This is a genomic window from Arthrobacter sp. B1I2, assembly GCF_030816485.1.
Lineage (GTDB): Bacteria > Actinomycetota > Actinomycetes > Actinomycetales > Micrococcaceae > Arthrobacter.
In genome coordinates this window covers 61538-76136 of the sequence record NZ_JAUSYC010000002.1, presented here as the reverse complement: position 1 = coordinate 76136, position 14599 = coordinate 61538, and the positions used below count along the sequence as shown (strand labels likewise).

The window sequence follows — 14599 nt, the reverse complement described above, 5'->3', positions numbered from 1 at the left end:
GCTACTTCTGAAGTGGGAAAATTGTCCCGCGGTTCATGATTCCGTTGGGGTCGAACGCCGACTTGAGCGTCTCGAGCATGTACAGCGATGAACCGTACTCCTCCGCGAGGAAGTGGGTGCGGTGCTTGCCGACGCCGTGGTGGTGACACATCGAGCCGCCGAGCTTCAGCGTCTCCTCGACAATGATGTTCTGGATCGGGTCGTGGTACGTTGTCCGCTCTTCGGTGGGGTCAACGTCGACCTTGTAGTAGTACACAAAGTACATATTCGTGCCGTTGAGGTAGCTGTGGCTGGAGTGCCCGCCCAGCATCGTGAACTGCGCGGGGATCTCCGCGCGAATGCGCGTGAGCGCGTTTTCGTAGATGTCGCCGATGACGCTCCAGTTGCCTGAGATCTCGGTCGTGAACCCGTTGACGAGCGTTTCCCGGATCTCGATGCGCTCTTCCTCGAGCTTGGATACGTCCCAGTTAAGATGGTTGAACCAGTCCTCGATCAGGGCTCCATCGACCCGTTCAGCGCCCTCGAACGAGGCGACGATCTCTTCGATCGCTGTGCCGGTCGCCTGGGCGATGCGTTCAGGGCCTTCTGCCACAAAAATCAGCACGCACCGGCCGTCGGAGAAGTGCTTGAAGTGGTACAGGCCATCTTCCTTGTCATACAGACGCGCGACCGACGGGCGGTACCCCTGGGTAACAACCTCTCGGAGGATCTGGAGGCCGGTCTTGATGTCGTTGAGCAGGTATCCGTAGAACTTGTTGTTCTCGGGGTAGTACCGGAAAATCTTGACGGTCACTTCGGTGATGTAATTCAGCGCCCCTTCATTCCCGATAACGAGGTGGCGGATGTCCGGTCCGGCGGCGCGGCGGGGGACGTTCTTGATACGGCAAATCTCCCCGTTGGGAAACACCGTTTCGACACCCACGACCATATCTTCGATGCCCCCGTAAAGGGTCGAGAACTGCCCGATTGATCGGGTCGCGACGAGTCCACCGAATTGGGCCAGCGGCTTGGACTGCGGCGAGTGCCCGGTGGTATATCCCATCTCCCGGAGTTCGTTTTCGAGCTGCTCCAGGCCGACCCCGCATTGCACTGTCGCGAGCATGTCTTCAGTGTTGATATCGATGATCCGGTCCATCGTGGAGCCGTCGACCACGATCGAGTTCTCAATGACGGTCTCCAGGCCGCCCTCGGTTGCGCTACCGCCGGTCTTCGGAACGACGTTAATCAGGTGCTCATTCGCGAACGACAGGATCTTCGCCACGTCCTCAGTGCTCGCCGGCTTAAGGACCGCGGCCGGCAGGGGGAGCGAGTAGACGCCGAAAATGTTCTCGACCTTGTAGTAGCGGTCGACGCTATTCTCTTTCAGTACCTGTTCATCAGTAATGACACGGTCAGAGCCGAGCATCTCAGTGTAGGCAGCGACGATCTCTTCGCGTGTGATCTGGTCAGTAAGGGTGGGAGACAAGGAGTCGGGTTCCTTTTCATAGGGAGATCGGACAGAGACGACCTCAAATGGGAGATGAGACAAAAAAAGAACAGCAACCTCCCAAGGAAAAGGAGGTTGCTGTTCTCTAGTCTCTAGCAACCATTCCGCATGATCGCGAAATGTGTATGAAGTTTGTCGTTACTGTAGCACGCGTCACAAGGCTCGTCTAGCGATCGGTACTGAACCGATAGCTAAACTTCTTGTTGCTGCTCAGCGGGGACGTTTGGGACCGCCCCCGGGAGGAACCCTTCACTGATCCGGCCCGTGCGTTCTCCCGCGGGTCCTGCCTTTGGTTTGCCCACGCTACAATCACTCAATAACTCGGAAAGAGGCCATCGGTGACCACTACGCGCGCGGGCAAAGGTGGGCTGGACAACAAAGCCCACCCCATAGAGAAAATTCTGCTGCTGCATCCGGTAATCGCGAGCATCAAAGACGAGGACGGGTTGCGGGCAGTGATGCGGACGCACTGCCCTGTGGTGTTCGTACTTTTCGGCTCAGTACTGACCATCACGGACATCGTAAAAACTTTGAAGGATGATGGGCGGATCGTGTTCGTAGATGTGGACTTGGTCGACGGGTTCTCGACCAAGCCTGTCGTCATCGATTTCTTGACGCAGCACACGGAGGCCGATGGCGTGCTCAGCTCGAAATCCACGATGATCAAGCACGCGAAATCGGTAGGGCTCCTCGCCATACATCGGCTCTTCCTCGTAGATTCATTTAGCTATAACAATGTGCCGAAGCAAGTCGCCATTTCTGGCGCAGACGCCATCGAGATACTGCCTGGCTGCATGCCCCGCGTCATTTCATGGGTGCGCGAGGACACCGACCTGCCGCTCATCGCCGGAGGTCTGGTATGTGACAAGCAGGATGTCATCAGCGCATTGGGCGCCGGTGCGGTCGCCATCGCATCATCCAATCGCGACGTATGGCAGATGTGATCCGGATAAGGGGTCTGTTCGAACCCGAAAGAACGAATCTGTACACCGGCGTTCTTTATCGAGGACGGCTGGTTCAGGCTGGTTCAGTCCAGTCCAAGGCTGCGGTGATTGATTCGGCATCGGGCAGCTCTTGCCTTACGTCGGGCGGAAGTGCGTCGTAAGTGTAGGAGGCAACGGCCATGGGCGAGGTGGTTCGGCCAAGGCTGTAGCGGACTATGTGGTCATTTTTGCTCCCGCAGATCAGTATGCCTACGGTTTCAGCATGGGCTTCTCGCCGTAGGCGGTCATCTACGAGAGCGATGTAGAAGTTGAGCTTGCCAGCGTACTCGGGCTTGAATTTCCCGGTCTTAAGTTCAACGACGATGTAGCGGAGTTGCTCAACGTGGAAAAAGAGCAGGTCGATGTAAAAGTCCTCACCGCCAACGTCGAAGTGCACCTGGCGGCCCACGAAGGCGAATCCGGGCCCGAGTTCGCGGAGGGTCTCGGTAATCCGGTCCATCAGCTTCTGTTCGAGATCCCGCTCTGCTACTTCCCCGGAAAGGCCGAGAAATTCGAAGCTGTATGGGTCTTTGGCGATTTGCTGGGCGAGTTCGGAATCCTGCGCAACAAGCTGTTGCGCAAAGTTGGATGGGGCGGCGCCGGAGCGTTCCAGTGTCTTGTTCATGATCATGTTCAGAAGTACGTTGCGCGACCATCCGAACTCAACAGCAGACGATGCGTACCAATTCCTGGTGGCAGGGTCGAGCTGTTTATCGAGAAGAACGGTGATATGGCCCCAGGGCAATTGCGCAACAGCCTGTTGCGCAATTGGCCCCTCGTCCCAAGCCTTCGCGAAAGTGGTCATGTACTGGATGTTTCGGGCGGACAATCCCTTCATATCCGGGAACTCTCTCCGAAGGTCCTCAGACAATTGCCTGATGACCGCACTCCCCCAGCCCTGAGCTTCCTGTGTTTTGCGGACGTACTGACCAATAGTCCAGTAAAGCTCCACGAGCTGGGTATTGACTATGCGCAGGGTGGCCGTACGGGCTGAACGCACGCGCATCTTCAGTTCATCAAGCAGGTCCGCATAGCCGGAAGGAAAGTCCGGTTCGAGCTGGGTCATGGTCCCACAGTATCCGGAGGCTCTGACGGCCTTTGCCGCGGCCCCAATGTCCGGTCAGACCAGACGCTGCCCCGCTACCGGCTGAGGCCGTTCTTCGCCCGCTCAGCCCCTACTGCTGCACCCGCGCGCGTCTTCCTCGCCTTTGTTGCTTTTCCCACCGTGACCGCGGCGCTGGGGTGCGTGCCCTCGCTGCGGGCTGCTGCAAGGCGGCCGCGGATCTGCGTGTCCTTAGCGCCGGTGTTCTCCAGGGACTCGGCGAACCTTTCATGATGTTCGGCTGAGCCATAGCCGGCGACTGATGCGGTCTCTTCTTTGAGGCCCTGATCATTGGGGCGGGTGCTGTCGTTCCCGGTGACGCGGTCTTCGATCTCTCGGCCAACACCTTCGAGGCGGGCGAAAAGTTCCTTTTCAGCCCGTTCGTACCGCTGCTCGATGGACGCCCACTGCGAACCTTCAAAGCCGCCCTCGGCAAGGAGCTTTGCTTCGTGCAGCTCTTTGGCCGCTTTGACGAACTCGGGGTCCTGGAAGTGGGGTTCGCCGGCACCGTTGAGGTTCGCGGTGGTTTCTTTGCGCAGCTGCTCAATGTCAGGGCCGTTGATTCCGTCCTTGCCGATGAGGAACAGCCGCTCTTTGATGTCAGCGTCTGCAGCCGCAGCAGCTTTGGGCGTTTTCGCGTTATGGGCGCGCTGCAGGGCCTGTGCCAGTTCAGGGTTTGCCAGGTACTCCACGGGTACCTGGTGGCGCTCCATTTCAGGTGCCAGCTTTGTCGCCTGGGCTCGAAGTTCTTCTGCTTGCGCAGCCGCGATCAGCTGCATTGCTTTCTCGTGTTCGGCAGCGGCTTTCCGTGTTTCTTCCTGGCTGCGCGTCAGCTCGTCCAGCCGGGCCGTCTCTGTTGCGATAGTCGTGATCCCAGATTCAAGGTAGGGGGTGTCCGTGCCGATGTCGTGTGTGTCGATACCGTATCGGGCGAGGACTTCTTCGCGGATCTTCGCGGAGGCTTCAAGGGCGGTGGGGTCGTGGTCTTTCCAGCCCTCAGCGACGGCGTGTGCCGGGGCGATGTCAGACGGCTGTGCCTTGTCCCACCACTCATCCTTCTGTACGGGCGCGAGGACGGCGAGGGCTGAGCTGCGTTCAGCCGTAAGGCGCGCTTGGGCTTCATGCGCAGCCTGGGAGTCCAGGTGTTCCTGCTGTCGCTGGGCTTCCTGCCGGCGGCGCGCCAGCGTCTCGGCGATGCGCGAGGCGATCATCAGGGATTGCCGCATCCCGTTGTCGAAAAAGTCGTCGATGCCGTCTGATTCACTCATGGTGTTCCCCTTGCACTAGTGGTGTGATTCTTATCGGTCGAGTCCCGGCCCGGAGTCACGGCGGCTGGGCTGATAGGTCTTTGCTGGTGTCGCCGGTGTAGGTGTCGTGGGAACCACCGAACCCGGGCAGATCGGTGCCATGCCGCGGCGTGCAATATCGACTGCCCTCGGTCGCACCGCAGTCTCTTCGGCCGGCTGTTGTATGGCTCCTACGGGAACGGCCTTGGGCATCGTCGCAGTGAACGGGGCCAGCTGGTTTTCGACCACCGATCGGATGCGTTGGGCTTCCCGGGCTCGGCCGGACTGGGCGTGCATCTCGTACACCGCGAACGCGGTGTTGATCAGCTGCAGCATGAGCGCTGTTTGCGCGGCCGTCTTGTTCTTACTCGACGCTGCCATGAACAACATGGCCGTGCCTGCAATTGATGGCAGCGCGACGGGCTTGCCGTGCTGCCGGGGAGCCCGAAGCTGGGCCGTGCGGGACAGTTCGGCAGCTGTGGCGGCCAGAGGACCGGGCGTATGTTCCAGCCGGTACGACCATGCTGCAAAGGCACCGGATACCTCACGCGCTGCTTTCGCCCAGGTCGCGTGATCGTCACGCGGAATGGTGCGCAGCTGGTCAGCCAGTGCTGCGGCGTTTCGGGTGTATTCCACCCATACATCCGCTGAAGGGGTGGCGTGCTCGGGACCGGCCTTGGAGACCTTGCGCTTGTTGCGAGCGGCGGCGTTCCATTCCGCCGCGGCCTCGGTAGCCAGGTGCGGTGAGTCCATCCATTCCTCACGCAACGCACCAAGCTTCAAGTCGGAAGCAAGCGTGCCACCCCCGAACCAGATAGGGCGCTCCCCCGGCTTGGGACGCTCCGCGACGGAGTACCCGACTATGACGTCTGTGGTGTTCTTGGCATACCGCGGGCGGACCAGCAGTCCGGTGTCCCGGGCGCGGCGGACGAACTCAGCTTCGGTAGCTGAGGCGCTGGCGCTGGCACGTACCTTGCGGGCCAGGGAAGCACGGTGCATTTCGCGGTCGTCCCGGACCGCGGTGGCCTTTTCGGCCCGGTCATAGCCGCGGGTGGCGTGCACGCTGGAGAGCTCTTCGAGGCCGTACTTGGTTTCCAGTTCGCGGCAGGTCTTTTGTGCGCGTTTGTAGTCGCCATGGGTGGAGGCTTTGGTGCCGTCTTCGCGGACCAGGGACACCGCGATGTGGATGTGGTGGTTCCCGTTCTCACTCGTTCCGTGGTTGATCGCCACCCACCGGCACTGGGCTTTTCCGCTTGCCTCGGTGAAGCCCATGGCGTCGACGAAGTCGTGCGCGATGTCGCCCCACTGCTGGTCGGTCAGGGCGCCTTCTTCGGCACGGAGGCTCAGGGAGCAGTGCCACACGTCGGCCTGCTTGTGGCCGTTCGGTACCCGTTCCTTTTTGACCGGGTCCCAGCGGAAATCCTTCTGCAGCACCTCGACGCCGAAGGCCTCGCGGGGCTGGTCCAGATGCTTCGCGATCGCCACCGCGTCGTCCCTGTCCAGGACGCCGTCGTCGTACCACGCCATGATGGCCGCGTCCCCGGCAACCAGGTGGGGATCGGTGTGGGCGTTCTTCGTCTTATCAGTGTCCGTGGAGGCCAGGTAAAGCAGCAGCCCGGACATGCGGGAGCCGCGGGTGATGTTCGGAATCATCTCCCTACATCAGCCCCTCAATCGTCCGGTCAATCCGCATCGCAACCTCTCGCACATACGCAAGTGTCGCCTGGGCATCCTGGGGGAATTCATCGCCCGCGTTGGCATGCCGGGCAATCTGGTTCACGTTGTTCGACACCCGCGCCAACAACGTATGGATTGCCATCAGTTCAGCCATCGCCGCCTTACGCTCCGTCGGCGTCTCCGACGACCCCGACAAAGCAGCGGTAAGCAGCAGGTTCGGGACCGTGACCTTCTCCCGCGCAGCCCTCGCAACCAGAGCCGCTTCCTCCTCCGCTGTCACCCAGACATCACGGCGCTTCTTCGTCCCCGCCGGGGAATTCGCGCGGCGCCGCTTCGAAAGGCGGGAACGCGGCACACTCTCTTCAGACACGCACTCCCCCAATTCCCTCAAAACGGCCCAGCGCAGCAACCCCGAAACCCGGGGGCCACACGACCAGTGTGTCAAGCAAACAACCACAGGAGCATGAGCGACACGCCATTTACACCCGTGTAAATGTATAGCTTGCTGCGCCTCAAACGGCTCCCACGCTTCTCCTCCCTTTGTGGTGCTCCGCTCCCGGAAGTGGCACGCCGCTGCGCGTCGCTGCCCGAAAAACCGCTGCCCCTGTGGTTACCGTGGGTGCATGCCAACCATCGACATCGAACAGACCCGCAACCAGGCCCGCGCCCTCCTGGACTCACGCATCGAATCCGTCACGAACCTGGTCAAGACCAGGCAGCGGATCACTGACCTGCGCGAACAGCTCGCCGACGCAGAACGTGAAGACAAGCGCGCCTACGTGCGCGCCACCAAAGACGGCTGGAGCCCCGAGGAGCTGAAAAAACTCGGGCTTGAATCCGGCGCCGCAGCGCGACGCCGGAAGCCGGCCACCACCCGGACCACGGACGAGGGTTCCCCGTCCTCAGACTGCGGGGCTACCGAGGCTGAGTAAGCTTGCCCTCGCCCACATGGGCACGGCAAAAGCTAACTCCTTCGGGCTTTTCCCGCACACATGTGGACGACGGGACCCAAGTGACCGGCTGCACACAAGCGCCAGGACACCCCCGAGGGAACGTCACCATCGGTTACCGGCGCATGTGCACAGCCTCGACAGTGCCAGCACACCGACGGATAAGTTCCCCATGGTCCAAGACTTGCGCTGCCGACATGCCCGGAGGAGCGCTCGGGTTTTCTTCGGCAGGGACGACACAGGACCACACAGCGGCACACGCGGCACCACTACCAGGGGGTGGCTTCTATGGCACAGGGGGCTTCCCGGGCTGGTACGGGGCGGGGACAAACACAAGTAGCAGGGCGGCGACCTAATCAGCACGAGGCGTTCGAAGAGCCACGTGCCGAAGCGATGTCAATTTTCATGGGCGAACGCAACATCGTTCAGTTGAAATGGGCGCGCCAAGTCGTCATCCGTCAGGTGACGCGAACCAAACGTCACTGCTTCTTGTCAATCCATACCTCCACCTCGGCGAGCATCACCAAACGGGAGGCTTCGTCGACTACCTCCCCCGTATTCGGATCGTCGACCTGCGATCCCAGGTAACGGTTGAGCAACGTAAGGGATACCTGCTTGTACGCATTGGAAGCCCACAAAGTCTTTGGGTCAGGCACCTTGAGGTCCTGGCGGTTTTGTAGCTCATTTTGCGGCAGCGTACGCAGCGAGGTACTGCGGGTGACTTCTTGCTCCCCTTCACCGAGACGGACCTCCACAGTACGGGCACGGTCTGCCCGTATGTAGGAATTCCAATCACTGGCGTTGCCATTAACGACACACATCAGAGCGATCCGCTGAGGACTTGTGAAAGTCAGGACCATCCGGTCTTTGGAGGCTTCAGCCGAGGCTGCCGCGGCGGCATCGTCTCGGGGGGACACAGTCTCTGGCACCCATCCGGAGCCAGGACGACCGTCGAAGGCATTAATTGCTCTTTGGCTTTTCTCCCCGGACTCGGACGACACTTCGACCTTCGCGTCACCCTTTGCTTGCATCGCTGCAATGTCTAGTAACTCCAGTCCCCGAGGGTCCCCGCAGGTGGGCACGACGTACTGCCACCGACTCAATGCTTCGTCGAAAAGGGGAAGAACCGGTGTGACCCCGATGGCGAGCCCGATGGCGAACAACGAGCCCAGAAACGTCACCAGGAGTTGCCGCCCCATTTCGGGCAAATGCCTTTTCCACGACTTTGGCCGGTCCTCAGGTGTGGGTGTGCCCATGGCTGATCGTGTACTCTCCGGGGCGGCAAGTCAAGGTTGACCGCACACACAGACGCCAGCTCACCACGAGCACGAACCTCTCCGCCGAAACCGCGAATGCAGCACAGTCTCGAACGCCAGCACGCACCAGCGGCAGCTTTCCCCATGGTCCAAGACCGACACTGCCGACGCACCCGAAGGGGCGGCAGGTTTTCTTCAGCAGGGACGACACAGGACCGCGGAGGGGGGTATCCCTGAGTGCACACGGAACCACTCGCGGGGGCTGGCTTCTAAGGCACAGGGGGGCTTCCCGGGCCGGTACAGGGCGGTGACAACCACAAGCTGCAGGGCGGCGCTAATCACCACCGACTTCCGCAGCCCCGCGTGATCCGAACAATGGCACCAGCCGCAGCAAGAGGCTTCACAAGAAGCGAGCCTGGTCAGAAAGAGAGGAAGGCCGGCACCCGTCATTGCGTGCCGCCCTTCCCTGTCTCAAACGCTCGCGGTTTAGTTGTCCGCGGGGGTCTCGCCCTCGGGCACCTGGCCGGACGCGATCCGTTCCGCTGTCTTCTCGTAAGCGGCATCAATGTACGCTGCCAGGTCGTCTTCCCGGACCCGCCAGATGCCCCTGGGCCCGAACTGCGCTCCCCTCAGCTCGCCGCTTCGCAGGAGCGCGTAGACCATCGGTTTTCCAAGGTTCAGAATTTCCTGGACCTCGGCCATCGTCAGCATCTTCGGGAACGGCAGAGACGTCCGGACGCCGGTCTTGTTCACTTCGTCAGTCCACTGGCCCATCGTTACGTTTCCTCGTTTCGGTGCTGCATTTCATCCATCGTCCTCTGCCCTCGCCGCAGCTCGCCGGCCTGCACGGGAGGCCACGGCTTGCCGCCGTTGTACTTGCGCTGCAGACGCTTCACTTCACGCATCGTCGCACGGACGATGAAATCCGAGACGCTGGCATCGCCCTCCTGCAGGCCGGCCGCCTTGAACGCGGCACGGACCTGCCCGGCCTGGTCTTCGGTGTAGTACGGGGTGAATGCCGGAACCTTCTTTGGTTTCGCCATCAAGAATCTCTGCTTTCAGGCGCCCGGTGCACTCGGGCAGGTCCCCAGATTGCTGATCATGAGTCCCCCTCTGTTTTGTATCCCTGCCCGGCGATGGCGTTCTGCGCCTCGGCCAAATGTTCGCCGAGCTGTGCAGCCAAGCCAGCGGCAGCACGCATATGCTCAGCGGCCACGGCGGCAGACTGAGCCGGATCCCGGCCGTCATCCTCGTAGACGTTGTATTCGGTAACTGACCTCTCCAGGCCGGCGGCGAGTTGCTGAAGGGCCTGGGCCAACATGTGCCCCGTGGCTCCTTTCAGATTTCCCAGCACCTTGTACACCATGGGCGCCGGGTGAGTTTCGCTCATGTGGCAGATCGCGCGTACCGCGTCATAGATGGCATCGGCTTCCTGGACAACGGCGGGCGTTTCATCACTCATGGAGGGCTCCTTGCTTCTAGGGGACGCGCCGTTTCAGCTACGCGTCCCTGGTGTTCTCTGACCGGGATTCGGACAGTCGTGCGTCGGGGTCAGCGTATCGGCTGCCCCCGACGCTTGGGCTGTTTTAGAAGGGGGGTTCAGAGTCGGGTCCGTTGCCCCATCCCCCGGCGGCGTTGCTGTTGGCCGGCACGGCCCAGGGATCATCCTGCGGGCCGGACTGTGGCTGGTTGTTGCCGTTGCCTTGGAGGCCGTTCCCCTGGCCGCCCTGGTTGCCGCGCTGCGTGCGGTTGACCTTGGCGTTGGCGGAGCGGAGTGAGGGACCGATCTCGTCCACTTCGAGCTCGATCACGGTGCGCTTCTCGCCTTCCTTGGTTTCATAGGATCGGGACTTCAACCGGCCCGTGACGATGACGCGCATGCCTTTGGTCAGGGACTCGGCTACGTTCTCAGCAGCTTCCCGCCACACGCTGGCACGGAGGAAAAGCGTCTCCCCGTCCTTCCACTCGTTGGACTGACGGTCGAAGGTCCTGGACGTTGAAGCGATGGTGAAGTTCGCTACGGCCGACCCACTCGGAGTGAATCTCAGCTCTGGATCTGATGTCAGGTTTCCAATGACAGTAATCGTGGTTTCGCCGGCCATGATGGTTCCTTTTCCTCGTGTGCTGGTGATGTTCTCGGTGTGTGTTGTGGGTTCGTTCTGAGGTTCGGTCCCACCCGGTTCTTCGTGGGTGAGGTCGTTGGGTTGGTACTGGTTCGCGGTGTGCTCGTCCCAGAGCCCGCCTTCCCCGAGCGGGGCTCGGCTGATCGCCTCAAGGTACCGGTCATCCCCTCCCTTGTCCGGGACGGCGTAAAAGCCCTCGCACAGGTCCTCCATGAGGGGTTCCACAATGGCGGGCTCTACAACGTCGGGTTCCACAACGTCGGGGTAGATCCTGCCGCTGGGGTTGACCTGCCGGAACAGGTCCACCTCCAACGGGATCCGCGGGCTGAGTTTGAACCCGACGACCGGGCGAAAGTTCGTCACGGTCCTCACGCCGCCTTGTGACTCATGGCCGCGTGGACAAGCTTGTCACGGCGCAGGCCGGACCAGTGGTCCTGGTCATCGGAGTTGTTCACGACCACGGGTGCCTGGGAGTAGCCGAGTTCGGCGGTGATGTACTCCAGCGCTGCCGGGACTTCGGTGATGTCCACGGTCGTATAGGTGATGCCCTTGGAGTCGAAGTAGTCCTTCGTCTTTTCGCAGTTCGGGCAATCGGGCTTGGTGTAAACCGTGTAAGCGGCCGGTGTTGCAGTCATTTTCAGCACCTGGTTTCGTATCAAATAAGTTTCGTTCGTCTGGGTGACTTGCTACCTCAATTTTAGCAATCATTCAACTGAATGAATAGGGGTTTTAGCCCGTATTTCCAAGGGTTTTTATTGGTACTTGTGCTGCCAAGGGTATGCAGCTCTATCTCACTGCGCTACAAGAAGATTGTCGATTTCAGAAGCTGACTGCACGGATGTCAGAAGTCATCTGCACAGCCCGCTCACGGTTCATCCACTAGGCTCGCTTTTGGTCCGTTGTGGGCCTTGACTCGGCTACGCCGGACCTATTTGGGGGCACATTGATGGCGGGAACTGGCAGTACATCAAAGACGACGATGGGCCTGCCCCTAGTCCGGCCAGCGCTGGTTGTTGTGCTGTCGCTGGGACTGGCAGGGTGCACTTACGAGGGTGCTCCAAGCCAGGCGCAACCGGCCGTCGTCAAGACGACCCCCGTTGCAGTTGCGTCTTCCACCGCGAAGCCGGCCCTGAGTGGAGAAACTGTACAGGACTCGTTTGGCAACGCCGACTTCTACACCACCGTTCCTGGAGACACCCTCTCGGCCGTCGCGGCGGCGTACAAGCTATCCGAGGCGAAGGTCGCCGGGTTCAACGGACTCCAGCCCGGAGCTCCCCTCACTCCGGGCACACGGCTGCGGCTGATCCCGGACGGTCCCATGCCGGGTGCCATGGGCGCTGCCACGGTTGACGCAAACGGCGTTCCAACGAGTTACACAATTGAGCCCGAAGACAGCCTGGCGGGGATCACCTACCGGTTCAACCTGACCGATGAGCAGTTGGCGGAAGCGAACAAGGTGGCGTTCACGTACGAGAAGGGGAACGTCTTCTTTGTCCGGGCCGGCAACCACATCCAGCTCCAGAAAAACCCCGTCGATAGCAGATCCGGCCAAGGAAAGAGCGTTAAAAATTCTTTCGGCCAAGCCATTTACTACACCACCGTCGACGGTGACTCTTTCGACAGCATCGGCTACCAATTCCGGTGCACCACAGACCAGTTGCTCCGGTGGAACACAACCCTTGCAGCAGACCGGCCCATCCCGGCGGGAACCAAGGTAAGACTCATGCCCGGCGAAGTCACGATCGACGGTGCACAGGGCACCTTCACCACCGACGCCGACGGGATTCCTCTGACTTACACCACGGCACCCGGGGACACCCAGCGCCAGGTCGCCTTCCGCTTCGGGATCCCCGAGATCGCAGATCTGTCAGCGGCGAACCGCCCACTCACCGGCACAGACCGCGTCTGGTACGACTTCACTGATCTGTCCGCCGACGAACTGGCCCCGGGCCAGACCATCAGCCTCAACCTGACCAAACCTATCCACCAATAACCCGGTGGAACCACTGACCATGCCGCTGGGCGCTCCAGGCGCTGCTATCGCCGCCGCCAAAGAGCGCTTCTGCATGTGCTTGAAGGAGCGCCGCCCGTATGAGCTATGACCAGCAGTATTCCCACCAGCAGCCATGGCTTTCGAAGCCAGAACCCGAGGTAGAAATCCTCTCCCCGCTGGACGCTGAGAAGTCCCGGCGGTGGCGGCTCGTCCTGGGGTGCAGTTCCGTGTTCCTGGGCCTCATGTCGGGCTTCTACGCTTATACCGACATCTCCGTGGTCATCCGCGCAATGAATACGGCCGCGACGTCCGGCGGCTACATCCCCGGCGATGCCATGAGCCACGTCATAACGATCATCGCGGTCTTCTGCGTACTAGCCCTGGCCTACATCGGAGTAGGGACCTGGAACATCATTGCCCGTCACTCCACGTCCAGGCCACCTTTGGTCGGCGCTATTATCCTGACGGCCGCTGCATCCATCCTGATCGTCCTCTATATGATGACAAAGTCACCTGGCGGAGTCGAGTTCAGCGCGCTCGGCCTGAACGCGCTCATCATCTCCCGATGCGTTATCGTCATGCGGATGAAAAAGGCCCCTGTTTATCCCTCAGCTGCAGGATGGACGAACTGAAATGTGGCCGGAGCACTCCCGCGGGGTGCCGGGCTGAGGTTCAAGACTCATTGAGGTCGCTGATTTGTGAACAGGTGTGCAGGGCAGGCGGACACTTGTGCACAGGAGTAGCGGGCAGTCACTAATCACAACCCGTGTGCACAAACCGCGGGATTCAGCGGGCAGCTGTGCAGTCAGCTTCTGAAATCGACAGTGACGCCGCCGGCGACTGTGGCCATCCCCGTAGGTTCCCCCGGCGGCAGCCCCCATGCGCCTGAGATGGCTACGGACGCCCGGCTGACGTTCGCGCGAGTGCTTGGCGGGCAGCCTGAATAGGTGTCGTCCCTGCTGGTGATCATTGACCCCCGCGGCCGGTGCGTCGGCAGCGCAGGGTATGGACCATGGGGAACGTGTCCGAGGTGCTTCTACAGGCAGCTGCCTTGGAGTTGCTTGATGGCGGCGCGCTCGACCAGGGCGGGTACCATCGTCCGCACCGGACCCGAATTGAAGGTTGAATACTCTTCGCAGACCGCGTCCTCGATGTCGGTCCTGGCGCGGCCCGGAAACCTGCCGGCCAGGTTGTTGATTACCGACACCACAGCGTGCTGTTCGTCATTGCACTCCATCGTTCCCCTCATCGTTGAGTCTGTGCCGCAGCTTGAATGATAAGCATGCTTGCTATTATTGTTTGGAGTCAAGCTTCTTCGCCTGGCCCCCATCAGGCGAAGTGGTTTCGAGGAAAGCCCTGCAGCTCCCAGCGTTGCGGGGCTTTTCGCTACCCGCGTTGCAGCGGGTGTCAGCATCCGATCGGCAGAGGGAGTGTGCAGTGGCTCAGGGCGATATCGAGACGTACTACGAAGACGGTTCATGGAAGAACAAGCGCGAGGGCACTGGCCGCGCGTTCGGTGCCGGCTACGGCACCAAAGACGAAGCGGTAACTGCGGGCCGCGCAGCGGCCCAGGTTGACAAGGTGGAGCACGTCATCAAGAACCAGGACGGCCAGATCAGTTCCAAGAACAGCTACGGCAACGATCCCCGGAACGTACCGGGCTGATTGCTGAGCCGCGCCTTTGCGGTGCGGCCTGTCTGGAGACACAAGAAAGGCCGGCGGTTTTGAACTGCCGGCCTTTCT

General features: G+C 61.0%; 17 protein-coding genes. 5 read left to right on the top strand and 12 right to left on the bottom strand.

Features of this window, described 5'->3' with window-relative positions; genetic code table 11:
* Position 1: 1 nt before the first annotated feature.
* Complete coding sequence (locus QFZ57_RS20360; RefSeq protein ID WP_306901725.1) at positions 2 to 1465, bottom strand: FAD-binding oxidoreductase; 1464 nt, start codon at positions 1463 to 1465, stop codon at positions 2 to 4.
* Between the two features lie 359 nt (positions 1466 to 1824).
* Here QFZ57_RS20360 and QFZ57_RS20355 point away from each other — a divergent pair, with 359 nt between their 5' ends.
* Positions 1825 to 2430 (top strand): glycerol-3-phosphate responsive antiterminator, encoded by a 606-nt coding sequence (locus QFZ57_RS20355; RefSeq protein WP_306901724.1) that lies wholly within the window; start codon positions 1825 to 1827, stop codon positions 2428 to 2430.
* Between the two features lie 73 nt (positions 2431 to 2503).
* On the opposite strand, the gene QFZ57_RS20350 is transcribed toward QFZ57_RS20355, so the two are convergent.
* The 4 genes from QFZ57_RS20350 to QFZ57_RS20335 form a co-directional block, all read right to left on the bottom strand.
* Positions 2504 to 3535 (bottom strand): PDDEXK nuclease domain-containing protein, encoded by a 1032-nt coding sequence (locus tag QFZ57_RS20350; protein ID WP_306901723.1) that lies wholly within the window; start codon positions 3533 to 3535, stop codon positions 2504 to 2506.
* Between the two features lie 74 nt (positions 3536 to 3609).
* Positions 3610 to 4839, bottom strand: coding sequence for a hypothetical protein (locus QFZ57_RS20345; protein WP_306901722.1), 1230 nt, complete (start codon positions 4837 to 4839; stop codon positions 3610 to 3612).
* 30 nt (positions 4840 to 4869) lie between these two features.
* Positions 4870 to 6510, bottom strand: coding sequence for a relaxase/mobilization nuclease domain-containing protein (locus tag QFZ57_RS20340; protein WP_306901721.1), 1641 nt, complete (start codon positions 6508 to 6510; stop codon positions 4870 to 4872).
* Between the two features lie 4 nt (positions 6511 to 6514).
* Positions 6515 to 6904, bottom strand: coding sequence for a MobC family plasmid mobilization relaxosome protein (locus tag QFZ57_RS20335; RefSeq protein ID WP_306901720.1), 390 nt, complete (start codon positions 6902 to 6904; stop codon positions 6515 to 6517).
* A gap of 253 nt (positions 6905 to 7157) precedes the next feature.
* Here QFZ57_RS20335 and QFZ57_RS20330 point away from each other — a divergent pair, with 253 nt between their 5' ends.
* Complete coding sequence (locus QFZ57_RS20330) at positions 7158 to 7466, top strand: hypothetical protein (protein ID WP_306901719.1); 309 nt, start codon at positions 7158 to 7160, stop codon at positions 7464 to 7466.
* Positions 7467 to 7963: 497 nt separating this feature from the next.
* Here the strand turns inward: QFZ57_RS20330 and QFZ57_RS20325 are convergent, their stop codons facing one another.
* From QFZ57_RS20325 to QFZ57_RS20300, 6 genes are all read right to left on the bottom strand, one after another.
* The gene (locus tag QFZ57_RS20325) at positions 7964 to 8740 is read right to left on the bottom strand and encodes a hypothetical protein (RefSeq protein ID WP_306901718.1); all 777 of its coding nucleotides are present in this window, start codon (positions 8738 to 8740) and stop codon (positions 7964 to 7966) included.
* A 486-nt stretch (positions 8741 to 9226) separates the two neighbouring features.
* The gene (locus tag QFZ57_RS20320) at positions 9227 to 9514 is read right to left on the bottom strand and encodes a helix-turn-helix domain-containing protein (RefSeq protein WP_306901717.1); all 288 of its coding nucleotides are present in this window, start codon (positions 9512 to 9514) and stop codon (positions 9227 to 9229) included.
* Between the two features lie 2 nt (positions 9515 to 9516).
* A complete protein-coding gene (locus QFZ57_RS20315) occupies positions 9517 to 9783 on the bottom strand; it encodes a ParB family protein (protein WP_306901716.1) in 267 nt (88 codons plus the stop codon).
* Positions 9784 to 9839: 56 nt separating this feature from the next.
* Entirely contained in the window at positions 9840 to 10202 is a 363-nt protein-coding gene (locus tag QFZ57_RS20310; protein WP_306901715.1) for a hypothetical protein, read from the bottom strand.
* Positions 10203 to 10326: 124 nt separating this feature from the next.
* The gene (locus tag QFZ57_RS20305) at positions 10327 to 11226 is read right to left on the bottom strand and encodes a single-stranded DNA-binding protein (protein ID WP_306901714.1); all 900 of its coding nucleotides are present in this window, start codon (positions 11224 to 11226) and stop codon (positions 10327 to 10329) included.
* 5 nt (positions 11227 to 11231) lie between these two features.
* Positions 11232 to 11498 carry a glutaredoxin family protein gene (locus QFZ57_RS20300; RefSeq protein ID WP_306901713.1) on the bottom strand — a complete coding sequence of 89 codons (267 nt, stop codon included), beginning with the start codon at positions 11496 to 11498 and terminating at the stop codon, positions 11232 to 11234.
* Between the two features lie 344 nt (positions 11499 to 11842).
* Here QFZ57_RS20300 and QFZ57_RS20295 point away from each other — a divergent pair, with 344 nt between their 5' ends.
* A complete protein-coding gene (locus tag QFZ57_RS20295; protein ID WP_306901711.1) occupies positions 11843 to 12856 on the top strand; it encodes a LysM peptidoglycan-binding domain-containing protein in 1014 nt (337 codons plus the stop codon).
* Positions 12857 to 12954: 98 nt separating this feature from the next.
* A complete protein-coding gene (locus QFZ57_RS20290; protein WP_306901710.1) occupies positions 12955 to 13488 on the top strand; it encodes a hypothetical protein in 534 nt (177 codons plus the stop codon).
* Positions 13489 to 13892: 404 nt separating this feature from the next.
* Here the strand turns inward: QFZ57_RS20290 and QFZ57_RS20285 are convergent, their stop codons facing one another.
* On the bottom strand, positions 13893 to 14105 hold the full coding sequence (locus tag QFZ57_RS20285) for a three-helix bundle dimerization domain-containing protein (RefSeq protein WP_306901709.1): 213 nt from the start codon (positions 14103 to 14105) through the stop codon (positions 13893 to 13895).
* Positions 14106 to 14293: 188 nt separating this feature from the next.
* On the opposite strand from QFZ57_RS20285, the gene QFZ57_RS20280 reads away from it, so the two are divergent.
* On the top strand, positions 14294 to 14521 hold the full coding sequence (locus QFZ57_RS20280; protein ID WP_306901708.1) for a DUF2188 domain-containing protein: 228 nt from the start codon (positions 14294 to 14296) through the stop codon (positions 14519 to 14521).
* The last annotated feature ends 78 nt before the right edge of the window (positions 14522 to 14599 follow it).

Bases quoted from the DNA above. Each gene is read 5' to 3' on its own strand.
- QFZ57_RS20350 (WP_306901723.1), bottom strand. From the start codon at position 3,535: ATGACCCAGCTCGAACCGGACTTTCCTTCCGGCTATGCGGACCTGCTT.
- QFZ57_RS20345 (WP_306901722.1), bottom strand. From the start codon at position 4,839: ATGAGTGAATCAGACGGCATCGACGACTTTTTCGACAACGGGATGCGG.
- QFZ57_RS20340 (WP_306901721.1), bottom strand. From the start codon at position 6,510: ATGATTCCGAACATCACCCGCGGCTCCCGCATGTCCGGGCTGCTGCTT.
- QFZ57_RS20330 (WP_306901719.1), top strand. From the start codon at position 7,158: ATGCCAACCATCGACATCGAACAGACCCGCAACCAGGCCCGCGCCCTC.
- QFZ57_RS20325 (WP_306901718.1), bottom strand. From the start codon at position 8,740: ATGGGCACACCCACACCTGAGGACCGGCCAAAGTCGTGGAAAAGGCAT.
- QFZ57_RS20320 (WP_306901717.1), bottom strand. From the start codon at position 9,514: ATGGGCCAGTGGACTGACGAAGTGAACAAGACCGGCGTCCGGACGTCT.
- QFZ57_RS20315 (WP_306901716.1), bottom strand. From the start codon at position 9,783: ATGGCGAAACCAAAGAAGGTTCCGGCATTCACCCCGTACTACACCGAA.
- QFZ57_RS20310 (WP_306901715.1), bottom strand. From the start codon at position 10,202: ATGAGTGATGAAACGCCCGCCGTTGTCCAGGAAGCCGATGCCATCTAT.
- QFZ57_RS20300 (WP_306901713.1), bottom strand. From the start codon at position 11,498: ATGACTGCAACACCGGCCGCTTACACGGTTTACACCAAGCCCGATTGC.
- QFZ57_RS20295 (WP_306901711.1), top strand. From the start codon at position 11,843: ATGGGCCTGCCCCTAGTCCGGCCAGCGCTGGTTGTTGTGCTGTCGCTG.
- QFZ57_RS20290 (WP_306901710.1), top strand. From the start codon at position 12,955: ATGAGCTATGACCAGCAGTATTCCCACCAGCAGCCATGGCTTTCGAAG.
- QFZ57_RS20285 (WP_306901709.1), bottom strand. From the start codon at position 14,105: ATGAGGGGAACGATGGAGTGCAATGACGAACAGCACGCTGTGGTGTCG.